At 67.0% G+C, this 12229-nt stretch carries 13 protein-coding genes and 1 tRNA gene; 2 read left to right on the plus strand and 12 right to left on the minus strand.

The features are described 5' to 3' along the window. Positions 1 to 6: 6 nt before the first annotated feature. On the minus strand, positions 7 to 1251 hold the full coding sequence (locus tag MRAB57_RS23710; protein ID WP_077089504.1) for a glycosyltransferase: 1245 nt from the start codon (positions 1249 to 1251) through the stop codon (positions 7 to 9). A 244-nt stretch (positions 1252 to 1495) separates the two neighbouring features. Here MRAB57_RS23710 and MRAB57_RS29455 point away from each other — a divergent pair, with 244 nt between their 5' ends. After that, complete coding sequence (locus MRAB57_RS29455) at positions 1496 to 1630, plus strand: hypothetical protein (RefSeq protein ID WP_281254390.1); 135 nt, start codon at positions 1496 to 1498, stop codon at positions 1628 to 1630. Positions 1631 to 2087: 457 nt separating this feature from the next. On the opposite strand, the gene MRAB57_RS23715 is transcribed toward MRAB57_RS29455, so the two are convergent. From MRAB57_RS23715 to MRAB57_RS23765, 11 genes are all read right to left on the minus strand, one after another. Beyond that, a tRNA-Pro gene (locus MRAB57_RS23715) sits at positions 2088 to 2161 on the minus strand. A gap of 87 nt (positions 2162 to 2248) precedes the next feature. Further along, complete coding sequence (locus MRAB57_RS23720; RefSeq protein WP_077089506.1) at positions 2249 to 3022, minus strand: IclR family transcriptional regulator; 774 nt, start codon at positions 3020 to 3022, stop codon at positions 2249 to 2251. Next, positions 3022 to 3849, minus strand: a complete 828-nt coding sequence (locus tag MRAB57_RS23725; protein WP_077089507.1) for a cyclase family protein — start codon at positions 3847 to 3849, stop codon at positions 3022 to 3024. The genes MRAB57_RS23720 and MRAB57_RS23725 overlap by 1 nt, the downstream gene beginning before the upstream one ends. A gap of 16 nt (positions 3850 to 3865) precedes the next feature. Next, complete coding sequence (locus MRAB57_RS23730) at positions 3866 to 4630, minus strand: SDR family NAD(P)-dependent oxidoreductase (protein ID WP_245835995.1); 765 nt, start codon at positions 4628 to 4630, stop codon at positions 3866 to 3868. A gap of 208 nt (positions 4631 to 4838) precedes the next feature. Then, positions 4839 to 6239: a ribosome biogenesis GTPase Der gene (der, locus tag MRAB57_RS23735; protein ID WP_077089508.1), complete on the minus strand. Its 1401-nt coding sequence runs from the start codon at positions 6237 to 6239 to the stop codon at positions 4839 to 4841. Next, a complete protein-coding gene (cmk, locus tag MRAB57_RS23740) occupies positions 6236 to 6955 on the minus strand; it encodes a (d)CMP kinase (protein ID WP_245835996.1) in 720 nt (239 codons plus the stop codon). Before cmk ends, der begins: the two co-directional genes overlap by 4 nt. Beyond that, entirely contained in the window at positions 6952 to 7695 is a 744-nt protein-coding gene (locus tag MRAB57_RS23745; RefSeq protein WP_077089509.1) for a pseudouridine synthase, read from the minus strand. The genes cmk and MRAB57_RS23745 overlap by 4 nt, the downstream gene beginning before the upstream one ends. Further along, positions 7695 to 8414: an SMC-Scp complex subunit ScpB gene (scpB, locus tag MRAB57_RS23750; RefSeq protein ID WP_077089510.1), complete on the minus strand. Its 720-nt coding sequence runs from the start codon at positions 8412 to 8414 to the stop codon at positions 7695 to 7697. Before scpB ends, MRAB57_RS23745 begins: the two co-directional genes overlap by 1 nt. Then, entirely contained in the window at positions 8414 to 9241 is an 828-nt protein-coding gene (locus tag MRAB57_RS23755) for a segregation/condensation protein A (RefSeq protein ID WP_077089511.1), read from the minus strand. Before MRAB57_RS23755 ends, scpB begins: the two co-directional genes overlap by 1 nt. Continuing rightward, a complete protein-coding gene (locus MRAB57_RS23760; RefSeq protein WP_077089512.1) occupies positions 9238 to 10101 on the minus strand; it encodes a ParA family protein in 864 nt (287 codons plus the stop codon). Before MRAB57_RS23760 ends, MRAB57_RS23755 begins: the two co-directional genes overlap by 4 nt. Positions 10102 to 10233: 132 nt before the next feature. Continuing rightward, a complete protein-coding gene (locus MRAB57_RS23765) occupies positions 10234 to 11298 on the minus strand; it encodes a PrpF domain-containing protein (protein ID WP_077089513.1) in 1065 nt (354 codons plus the stop codon). Positions 11299 to 11422: 124 nt separating this feature from the next. Here MRAB57_RS23765 and MRAB57_RS23770 point away from each other — a divergent pair, with 124 nt between their 5' ends. Beyond that, entirely contained in the window at positions 11423 to 12175 is a 753-nt protein-coding gene (locus MRAB57_RS23770) for an O-methyltransferase (protein ID WP_077089514.1), read from the plus strand. Positions 12176 to 12229 lie beyond the last annotated feature (54 nt).

Below are 12229 nucleotides of genomic sequence, written 5' to 3' on the forward strand. Positions count from 1 at the left end.
GCCGGCCTATACGGTCACCCGGTCGACCAGGCTGCCGTAGATCTCGATGATCTTTTCGGTCTGCCGGGATTGGCGCGGAATATCGCGATGAGCGGTGACGATGCCGGTCATGCGACGCAGTTCGTCCCGATTCTTGGCGACCTTTTCGATGGCCGCAGCAAGCGCGGCGGGCGACGGATCGGCGGTGAGAATTCCGCTGCCTTTGGGAACCGTTTCGCCCAGCGCCGGGTCGCAATAGATCGTGGGCAACGACATCGCGGCGGCCTCCAGCAACACCAGGCCCTGGGTGTCGAAGCCGTAGGAGGTGAACAGCAGCGCGTCGCTGGACCGCATGGCCTTCAGGCATTCCTCGTGGTCGAGCCGGCCGCGCATTCGGATCCTTGTTGCGAGGCCGCCGGATTCGATGGCCGTTTTGACAGAGGCCTCCAGAACGCCCGCACCGCAGATGTCGAGAGTGCAATTCTCGACCCGTGAAACGGCCTCAATCGCCGCCAGGATTCGCTTCTCCGAGGAAAGCCGACCACACCAGATCAATCGCAGCGGCTCATTATCAGGAGACCTGACAATTTCGGCGGTGATGGCCCGATCGATAACCTCGTCGTCAATACCATTGGAAATGATAGACATTGGGCGGTTGACGCCGCGCTCGGCCAACGTGTGCGCGAAGTGATTTGTCGGGACGATCGTGTGGTCCACGGCTTGGGCGTGCGCCACCATGAATCGCCAGGCAAGGCGCGCGATCGTGCTTTCTTCCGTTGGCACGAATGAGAATTCTTCTGCGAGATAAGGCTTTTGCATTTTGCTCACGACTTTCGCGAGCAGCAGCGGCGCGGTGGCGGCCTGCTCGAAGTACGCGTCGTAGCGGGTGTGCTTGGTCTGGACGACCGGAATCCCGTGCCGGCGTGCGGCTTCCGTGCCCGCGATCGCCACACCCAAGTCGCCCTGCGTGTGCACGATGTCGATGGGCTCCCCCGCGAGAAACGCCTTGTCGATCAGCGCGCGGTTCGCCTTGGACGGCCAGATGAAGACGTAGTCGTCGTAGCGGCCCAACAGGCGGGCGAGCCGGGCGATCACCGGCACCGGCTTCAGCTCGACCAGGCTCGGGTCGGCGTCGGTCGAGTTAGCCAGCGGCGGGGTGAACACCGTGACCTTGTGCCCGAGTTGCTCGAGGGCGCGGCGCTGAGTGACTACCGATATCTGCGCTCCGCCGAAGGTCGCGGGATGGAGATCCGTAAAAAGAGCGACGTGCATTTAGGTCCCTACACCGTTGAGTGGGGTGGCCCTCAGCTATCGAATTCGTCGACGGCTCACGACTCACCTGGTCTGCCGCACGCGCAGGAATGCAAGTTCTCGCTTAAATACACAGCAGGCCCCGCAGTAAAGGGGATTGCGCGCGACGCTGGTACGGGTCGGAAGCTTACATGACGCCGGAGGGTGTCCTCCCGATTCGCCTGGCCAGGCGACGGGTAGTCCCCGTCGACATAGGAGGTTTCCGATGACCAAGCGTTCAGACACCGACGACGACGAGGCCAAGGACGATCCCCCGGGCCCCGCGGATCACGGTCGCGAAGGTGGGATGGCGACTCGCGAGAACGCCCCCGAGCTCACCGAGCCGGACGATAAGGACTGACGGGATCGGTCGGGCTGCCCGCAGAGGGCTAACCATCCTGCATTGGATAACGGCGCAGCGAAGGTCCGTATTCCGATCAGGCCGGCTCCCAGCGCCAGCCGTCGTTGTTCCCGCACTTTATGTTCTCGCCGTCACCGGCCACCCCGGATGCTCCATGGTCGCTGTTGCGACAATATTGGCCGGGTTCGTAGCAGTTGCCCTTGTTGCTCAGCGGGTAGCAACTTGATGGCGAGAGCGGCGGCGCCGCCGGGGCCGGGGCGAGAGCTGAGGCTGCGAGCGCAAGGGCGGCGAGTAGGGGTCCCATGCCGTGATTGTTGCCCGGACGCTATGGGTCTCGGTTGAAAATGCGGATTTCTGAGTTTCTCGGAAGGTCATTCCTGGCCAGCTAAGCCAGCACATCGTCCGGTGTTCCCCGCCCCTGGCGGCGAGGCATTCCCGCGTTCCGTGGGTACAAGTGTCGGGCTGACAGGATTTGAACCTGCGACCACTTGACCCCCAGTCAAGTGCGCTACCAAGCTGCGCCACAGCCCGCGTGCCGGAAAGCTCACCGGCAGCAGCTCGAAAGCCTACCGCAGCCCGGCCGTCACTTTGCCATTGCGTGGCTGACCTGCGAGTCGCCTACTCAGCCGTCGTCTCGAACCAGGCGTCCACCCTGCGCACCCATGCCACCAGCGCCTCGGCGAGTTCGGATTCGCGGCGATAGAACCGCTGCGCGGGCACCGGCACGCTGACCGCCACCGACTGCTCGGCCACACCTTTCAAGACCGCCCCCACCGCACAAATGCCCTCGGTCTGCTCCTCGCGGTCGTACGCGACGCCGTCGGCGCGCACCCGCTCGAGCTCCTTGCGCAACGCGGCCGGCGTCGTGATCGTGTTCGCGGTGAGCCGGGCGAGCCGGCTGGGCACCGCCCGTGCCCGCTCGGCCTCCGACAGGCTGGCCAGCAGCGCCTTGCCGTTGGCGCAGCAATGCAGCGGGAACGACTCGCCCACCGCGCTGATCGCGCGCAGTCGGTGCGGCGAGACGACCTGGTCGACGAACGTCGCGCGGTCCCCGTCCAGGATCGACAGGTCGACGGTCTCCTCCAGCTCGCGCGACAGCTCCTCCATGAACGGGTGAACGTCGATCACGACGCCGCGGCGCACGGTGCTCGACATGCGGGCGATCTCGGGGCCCAGTCGGTAGCGGCCCCGCGCCGCGCGCGAGGCCACCAGACCCTCGTCGTCAAGCGCGTTGAGGATCCGGCTCACCGTCGAGCGCGGCATGCCCAGCCGCTCGCCGATCTCGGCCTGATTGAGCCCGTCGGGATGCGCCTGTAGCAGCCGCAGCATCTCGGCGGCGCGGGCGATCACCTGAATGCCACCGCCGCGAGCGTCGTCGGAGACGACGCTCATCACGCCGCCCCGGTTTCCAGGCGGTAGCTGCCGGTGGGGTCGACGATCGCCACCAGCCGCACGATGCAGCCGTCGCCGCCGACCCAGCGCCACGGGAAGGCGGCGAACGTGACGCGCTTGCCGGTGACCTTGTCCAGGTCGCCCCCGACGTTCTCGAAACCGTAGATGCCCTTCGACAGGATCGCCCGGTGGCACGGCTCCCATTCCGGGAAGTCGTCGAGCACGTTGTGCCCGGTCAGTTCCTCGTATTCCTTTACCGCCCACGGCAATAGGCCGCCGGTGTGCTCGGCGGGACCATGCGGGGCGATCGACGTGGCGAGCGGGTGATCGAGCGCCTGGGTGTCGGTCCCGACGGCCTTGACACCCTTGGCCGCGAACCATTCGCCGGCCTCCTTGTAGAAGCCCGGCGAGTAGGCGTAGTACTCGGCGCTATCGGCATACGTGTGGTGCCAGCCGGTGTTGACGATGACGATGTCGCCGGGCCGAATCTCGGGCGTGGCGCTCTCTAGATCCTCGGCGGTGACGACCTCCCACTTCTTCTTCGGGATCGACACCACCACTCCGGTGCCGAAGAACGCGCTCAGCGGGATCTCGTCCAGGAACGGCGTGCCCTCGACGACGTGCGCCGGCGCGTCGATGTGCGTGCCGGAATGCATTACGGTAGTGATCTTTTGGGTGAGCACCCGGCTGCGCGACATGCTGTGCAGGCGTTCGATCTTGACGTCCTCGAAGTACGGCCAGGCCGGCACGCCGTGACCCCACGGGTGCGACAGGTCGTAGAACTCCAGCTTTGACTCGGCATCCCCCAGGGGCCAGGTGAAACTCACTTTGATTCCTTTCGCGTCAGCATGCGGTGTAGCCACCGTCCAGGTACATCACTTGGCCGGTGTAAAAGCTCGACGCGTCACTCAGCAGATAGATCAGCGCGCCGACGAAGTCACGCGGCTCGGCGAAGCGGCGCAACGGGATTCGGGCGAACATCGCCTCGCGGGTTTCGCGGCCCTTCTCATCGTCGGCGTACATCCACTCGGTCAACTCGGAGCGGAACACCGTCGGGGCCAGCGCGTTGACCCGGACCGCGTGCGGACCCCATTCGGCCGCAAGCGATTTGGCCAACAGGTCGGTGGCGGCCTTCGACGGGCAGTACGCGCTGTAGCCGGCGGGATGGCCGAGGCTGCCCCGCACCGACGACACCAGCACAACGCTGCCTCCCCCGCCCTGCCGCAGCAGTACCCGCCCGGCGGCCTGGCAGACCAGCCACGCGCCCCGCACGTTGGCGCGCATCACGTCATCGAAGTCGTCGACGGCCATCTCGGTGATCGCCTGGACGTGGTTCATGCCCGACGCGACGAGCACCCCGTCCAGTCGCCCGTACGCGGAGACGGCCGCGTCGACCATCGCCTGGGCGTCCTCCGGGGTGTCGGGCCGGCGGGCGACCGCGACGGCGTCCTCAATGTCCAGTGCCGACAAGCCCGCGGCGTTACCGCCGGCCAGCGTCAGCCGCGCCCCCGCCTCGGCCAACGCGCGGGCCGCGGTGCTGCCCAGCGAGCCGGTCGCGCCGGTGATCAGGATCGACTTGTCCCGCACGCTGAACAGCGACGCGCTCACGAAGCCTCCATCAATTCTCACGATACGGGTAGATCAGCCCGTTATACGAGAGATTAAGGTCGGCGTGGGGCGATTGTCAACGTTGGGCGTGCCGCTACGGCGCTGGGTGTGCGCTCAAGGTGGGGATTGTGCGGGCAGGGCGCCGTGAACGCACACTCGACGCGGCCAACGCACACTCGAGCGAAAGGCGACCTCTGGGCGAGCGCCCTTAGCGGCGCTTGGGGGACCGCTTCTCCCGCATGCGGACATTGATGCGGATCGGGCTGCCCTCGAAGCCGAACGTCTCGCGCAGCCGTCGCTCCAGGAAGCGGCGGTAGCCCGCCTCCAGGAAGCCGGTAGTAAAGAGGACAAACGTCGGCGGGCGGGAGGCCGCCTGGGTGGCGAACAGGATGCGCGGTTGCTTGCCGCCGCGCACCGGGGGCGGCGTGGCCGCGATGATCTCCTTGACCCAGGCGTTCAGCGGGCCAGTCGGGATCCGCGCATCCCAGGACGCCAGCGCCGTCTCCATCGCGGGCACCAGCTTCTGCACCGCACGGCCCGTCTTGGCGGAGATGTTGACGCGCTGCGCCCACGGCAGCTGCGCCAGCTCGCGGTCGATCTCGCGGTCCAGCAGATCGCGGCGATCCTCGTCGACCAGGTCCCACTTGTTGAATGCCAGCACCAGGGCGCGGCCGGCCTCGATGACCATGGTCAGCACCCGCTGGTCCTGTTCGGTCAGCGGCTGCGACGCGTCGATCAGCACGACCACCACCTCGGCGGCGTCGATGGCCGAATGCGTGCGCACCGACGCGTAGAACTCGTGACCGCTGGCCTGGCCCACCTTGCGGCGCAACCCAGCCGTATCGACGAACCGCCACAGCTTGCCGCCCAGATCGATCAGCGAGTCCACCGGATCCACTGTGGTTCCGGCGACATCGTGGACCACCGAACGCTCGTCTCCCGCAAGCTTATTCAGCAGTGAGCTCTTGCCGACGTTGGGCTTGCCGACCAGCGCCACCCGCCGGGGACCGCCGGGCGACGGCGCCGCCTCGGAAACCTCGGGCAGCTTGGCCAGCACCGCGTCCAGCAGGTCGGCCACGCCGCGCCCGTGCATCGCGCTGATCGCCTGCGGCTCGCCGAGGCCCAGCGACCATAGGGCAGCCGCGTCCGATTCGACCTTCTCGCTGTCAACCTTGTTGGCGGCCAGGAAGATTGGCTTGCCCGAGCGCAGCAGGATGCGGGCGGCCGCCTCGTCGGCCGACGTGGCGCCGACGGTCGCGTCGACGACCAGGATCACCGCGTCGGCGGTGCGCATCGCGACCGATGCCTGCTCGGCCACCAGCTGCTGCAGGCCCTTGGCGTCGGGCTCCCATCCCCCGGTGTCCTGCACCATGAACCGGCGCCCGGTCCACAGCGCGTCATAGGACACCCGGTCGCGGGTGACGCCGGGAATGTCCTGCACCACCGCTTCGCGCCGCCCCAGGATGCGGTTGACCAACGTCGACTTGCCGACGTTGGGCCGGCCGACGATCGCCACGACCGGCGCGGGGCCCGCCTCCTCATCGTCGGAAAGCTCGGAATCGATGACTTCCCAGTCACTTTCGTCAGACCAGGTACCGTCCTGCGTCACCGCACCGCCCCACTTCGCTGCTTGACCAGCTCCAGCAGGTGAGCGATCACCTGCGCCTCGGTCATCTCACTGGTATCGACCACCACGGCGTCGGCGGCCGCGCGCAGCGGCGAGACCGCCCGCGTTGAATCCAGATGGTCGCGACGCCGGACATCGGCCAGCACGCCCTCGTAGTCGCCGGCCAGGCCCGCCGCCACGTTTTGGTCGTTGCGGCGCCGGGCGCGGGTCTCGGCCGACGCGGTCAGGAAGATCTTCACCGGCGCGTCGGGCAGCACCACCGTGCCGATGTCGCGGCCCTCGACCACGACGCCGCCGGCCCCCTTGGCCATCTGCTGCTGCAGGGCGACGAGCCGGGCGCGCACGGCCGGAACCGACGACACCGCCGACACGTTGCGGGTGACGTCGTCGCCGCGGATCTCCGCCGAAACATCTTCTCCAGCAAGCAAATAGCGGTCACCTTCGGGGTGGTACTCGACCGTCATCTGCACCGACGCGGCGATCTGCGCGACGGCCTCCGCGTCGGCCGGGTCGACGCCGGCGCGCAGCACCGCCAGCGTCACCATCCGGTACATCCCCCCGGTGTCCAGGTAGCGCACCCGCAGGATATTCGCCAATGCCTTTGACACCGAGGACTTTCCGGTCCCCGCCGGGCCGTCGATGGCCACCACCGCATCGCCGCTCGGTGCCGGATGGTTCGTTGCACTCCCGTCACTCACAGGCCCACCGCTTTGTACAGCTGGCCGATTTCGTCGCGGCGCAGCGGGCGGATGCTACCCGGCCGCTGGCTGCCCAGCGACACCGCGCCGATGTCGGTGCGCACCAGCTCCTCGACCGGAAACCCGGCCGCCGCAAGCATCCGTCGCACGATGCGGTTGCGGCCCTCGTGCAACGTCAGGCGCACCAACGTCTTACCCGGAATCGCATCGACCACCGCGAAGTCGTCGGCCCGAACGGGCCCGTCCTCCAACTCGATTCCCGCCTTCAAGATCTTGCCCAGCCCGCGCGGGACCTTTCCGGTCACCGTCGCCAGATACGTCTTGGGCACCTCATGGGAGGGATGCATCAGCCGGTGTGCCAGCTCGCCGTCGTTGGTCAGCAGGATCAGGCCCTCGGTGTCGGCGTCCAGGCGCCCGACGTGGAACAGGTTCTTGTTGCCACGAACCTTGTGCTCGACCAGATCGCCGATGCACGGCCGGCCGCGGTCGTCGGACATCGTCGATTGCATGCCGCGCGGCTTGTTCAGCGCCAGGTACACCAGCGAGTCATCGAGAACCACCCTGGCCCCGTCGACGTGGATCACCGAAGCAGCGGGGTCGACCCGGGTGCCCAGCTCGGTCACCACCTGGCCGTCCACCTCGACGCGGCCCTCGACGATCAGCCTCTCGGCCGCCCGGCGCGACGCAATTCCGGCCTGGGACAACACTTTCTGCAGCCGGATTCCCTGATCGTCGAGCATCAATCCTGGTCCACGTCGAACGACAGCGCCTGCTCGGACGACTGACCGCCCGCCAGCTTGATGAAACGTGGTTCGCTGTCCAGGGATTCGCTCAGATCCTCGATGGCGTCGACGTCGGGAAGCAGCGGCGCGATGTCGGGCAGGTCGGTCAGCGACTCCAGCCCCAACCGCTCCAGGAACAGCTCGGTGGTGGCGAACGTGGTCGCGCCGGTGTCCTCGTCGACGCCGGCCTCGGTGATCAGACCGCGCGCCAGCAGGGTGCGCATGACGGCATCGACGTTGACGCCGCGCACCGCGCTGACCCGGGCGCGGGTCACCGGCTGGCGGTAGGCGACCACGGCCAGCGTCTCCAGCGCGGCGCGGGTGAGCTTGGAGCGCGCGCCGTCCAGCAGCAGCTTCTCCACGTACGGCGCGAATCGGGCGCGGGTGTACAACCGCCAGCCCTCACTGTTCTGCCGTAGGTCGATGCCGCTGTCGCGCCCGGTGAGCTCGTCGGCCAGCACGTGCAGCTTGGCGGCAATCCGGTAGACGGGTTGCTGCGTGGCCGCGCCCAGGGCTTCCTCGCTGACGGGGGTGTCGACCACCAGCAACAGCGCCTCGAGGACGGAGCCCAGCTCGTCGTCGTCCAGCGGTGCTGCCTCGGCGATCTCCGGGATGCCTTGAATATCCGGGTCGAGATCGACGTCGGGCAGGCCGACGTCAGGCAGTTCTTCACTCATTATTCGTCCCGTACTTCTGACAAGGCTTCGCTGGCCGGACGATCCCCGGTCCACGAAATTTGGAGCACGCCAAGCGGCTCTGACTGGTCGAATGCTACCGCCCGCGACCGGTACAGCTCGAGCAGCGCCAGGAACCGCCCGACGACTTCCATCGGCGCCTCGCAGTCGGCGACCAGCTCGGAAAAGGTGGCCCACTGACCATGGCCCCGCGCCTGCAGGATCGACAACAACCTTTGCGCCTGCTCGGGAACCGAGACCTGCAGCTCGTGCAGGTGCGTGATGGACACGGTCGGGACGGGCCGCGGGCTGAATGCCACGGCGGCGATCTCGGCGAAGCGCTGGGCGTCGACACCGATCATCACCTCGGGCAGCAGTTCGGTGAACCGGTCCTCCAGCGCCACCGAGCGCGGATAGCTGCGCAGCGCGGTGGCCTCCAGCTCGGCGAACATCTCCGCGACGTGCTTGAACGCGCGGTACTGCAGCAGCCGCGCGAACAGTAGGTCGCGCACCTCCAGCAGCGCCAGGTCCTCCTCGTCGTCTATCCGCCCGGCCGGCAGCAGCCGGGCCGCCTTGAGGTCGAGCAACGTCGCCGCGACCACGAGGAACGCGGTGGTCTCCTCGAGATCCAGCTGCGAACCGACCTCGCGCGTGTAGGCGATGAAGTCGTCGGTGACCTGGTGCAGCGCGACCTCGGTGACGTCGAGGCGGTGCGCGAAGATCAGCTGCAGCAGCAGGTCGAACGGGCCCTCGAAGTTGGTCAGGCGGACTTGGAAACCGGTCGGGCTGCCGGCCTCGGGTGGCGCCTCACCGTTTGCGGTCGCGTTCACGCGCCAAATCGGTCGATGAATTCGCGGGCCAGGGCGCGATAGGCCATGGCTCCCGCGGACTTCGGCGCCCAGGTGGTGATGGGCTCGCCCGCGACACTGGTCTCCGGGAAACGGACGGTGCGCGTGATCACGGTGTCGAAGACTAGATCACCGAACCGCTCCACCACCCGGGCCATCACCTCGCGCGCGTTGACGGTGCGCGGGTCGTAGCGGGTCAGCAGGATGCCGCTGATCTCCAGCTTCGGGTTGAGCCGGTCGCGCACCTTGTCGACGGTATCGGTCAGCAACGCCAGGCCGCGCAGGGAGAAGAACTCGCACTCGGTCGGGATCACGACGCCGTCGGAACACGCGAGGCCGTTGACCGTCAACAGACCCAGCGACGGCTGGCAGTCGATCAGCACGTAGTCGTAGCGATCCAGCACCGGATGCAACGCCCGGCCCAGCGTCTGCTCGCGGCCCACCTCGTTGACCAACTGGATCTCGGCCGCGGAGAGGTCGATATTGCTGGGCACCAGATCGAGGTACTTGATGCGAGTGGACAGCAGCACGTCGTCGATCGACACCCGCGGCTCCACCAGGACGTTGTGGATCGTCTTCTCCAGCTCGTAGTGCGGCACGCCGAGGCCCGCCGACAGCGCGCCCTGCGGATCCATGTCTACGAGCAGCACGCGCCTGCCGTACTCGGCGAGGGCGGCGCCCAGGTTGATGGTCGACGTGGTCTTGCCGACGCCGCCCTTCTGGTTGCACATCGCGACGACCTTGGCGGGGCCGTGTGCGGTGCGCGGCTGAGGCTCCGGGATCGCCCGCGGCGGGCGTCCGGTCAGGCCGATGACGACATCGCTGTCGGGCGGGTCGGTCATCGCCGGGCGGGTGTTCGAAAGGTGAACATCGCTGGAAAGTCTAGCGGCTGAGCGCACCTAGACCCGGCGACCCGCAGGCAATCTCACCAGCGAATATGGCCGATATGTGTTGCTGGCGCGCCGACCGTGATCTCACGTCACACCGGCCTCAGCAGTATCACCGATCAGGCAGGGTTCCCTATGCATATCGGCGAAGACGTAGCCGTCGAACAGCTTGCGCGCCATGCTGCGCACCGACGCTCCGATCTTGAGATCGCCGCTGCCGATCCGGTTGATGTCGACGCTCACGGTTCCCGTCGCGTCCTCGAGCAGCAGGGGCCGGATGCCGGCCGGACGCCCGAGCAGTTTTCCGGCCACCGTGTCGGAAACCGCCGCCGCGGTCGCCAGACACACCGCGCCCGCGACCGCGTGGCCGTCGTTGCAACCGTCGGGCACGAAATAGCGCGATCGAAGATCCGCGCGGTGCGATTCCGACACCAGCATGACTTTGGGCAGGACGTACCCACGCGAGTCGCCCAGGCCCATAGCTACCGCCGCCCGCAGGCGCAGGCGCTCGAGCCGGTCGAGCAATCGCGTATCGCTGTTGAGCTGCTGGGGCGACTCGCCACCGGTGAGCCCGAACTCGCGGGCCTCGGCGATGACCGCGCACACGCCGGCGTCGATCGCCGTGATCGCCACGTCTCCGAGGTGGTCGACCGGGCGACCGGTGGGGAACAATTTCCCCGTGCGACCGCCGCAGAAGTTGTCGAACATCAGCTCGACCGGCGCCGACCGCCCGGTCACCCCGCCGCTGCCGACCGAAACCGTAACCGCCGCACCACTATTCACTACGTGTACTCGAACCGCGGTGGCCGGGTGGGCCTTCAGCACCAGTCCACGCTCGATCGCGAACGACGCGACTCCAGCGAGCAGATTGCCACACGTCAGATTCCAGTCCACCCACAAGGTACCGAGATCAACCTGCGCGAACAGATAGTCGACGTCGCAATCGGGCCGCGTCGAGGGGCCCACGATCGCCACCTTGCTGGTGGTCGCTCCGTCGCCGCCGAGCCGATCGATTTGGGCCCGATTCAGAGACCCGAGAATGACCGACAGCAACACATCCGGATCAACACCGGTCTCGTCGATATCCGACTTGAGTAGGTAGACACCCGAAGAGGTACCGCCACGCATCATCATCGTGCGTAACGAAATCATTCGTTCCCCCCTCCGGAAAGCAGAGTAGATACCACAGTCCCCCGAGTAAAGGACCAAAACGTCACAATTTTTTACGGCCCTCCACAGGACCGTTATTTTCGGGGGCGGCCTAGGGTGGTTTTCCATGAATCTGAAGCGGCGAATACCGCTACTGCGTTGGTCGGTTTGGCGGATGGCCACCGCAACACGCAACATCACCACCACGGGCCAGATCGGCGACGGGCGCGAGGCGGCAGCGGTCGCCTACGTGCTGAAAAATGCCCGGCCCGGCGACATTGACGACGTGCTGGCCACCATTGACAAATTCGCCTACGAGAAATCCCTACTAATTAACGTGGGCGACGAAAAAGGCCTATTGCTAGACGCTTCCGTGCGCCGCGCTCAGCCCGCGCTCGCGCTGGAGCTCGGCACCTATTGCGGTTACGGCGCGCTGCGGATCGCGCGCGCGGCGCCGAACGCCAAGGTGTATTCCGTCGAACTCGCCGAGGCAAACGCGGCCAACGCCCGGCAGATCTGGGCGCATGCCGGGGTCGCAGACCGGGTGACGTGCGTGGTCGGCACCATCGGGGACGGGGGCCGGACGCTGGACGCCCTGGCAAACGACCACGGGTTCGCCTCGGGAACATTGGATTTCGTGTTCCTCGATCACGACAAGGACGCGTACCTGGCCGACCTGCACAGCATCCTGGACCGGGGCTGGCTGCATCCCGGCTCGATCGTGGTCGCCGACAACGTCCGGGTGCCGGGCGCTCCGAAGTACCGCGCCTACATGCACGACCAGCAGGGCAAACTGTTCAACACCGTCGAGCACAAGGCGCACGTCGAGTACCAGTCGATGCTGTCCGATCTGGTGCTCGAATCGGACTACCTCGGCTGAGCGGCCGCCGAACGTCTACTAGTTGCGAGGATTTCGGGCGTATCGCCCCAACAA

The organism is Mycobacterium rhizamassiliense (assembly GCF_900157375.1).
GTDB lineage: Bacteria > Actinomycetota > Actinomycetes > Mycobacteriales > Mycobacteriaceae > Mycobacterium > Mycobacterium rhizamassiliense.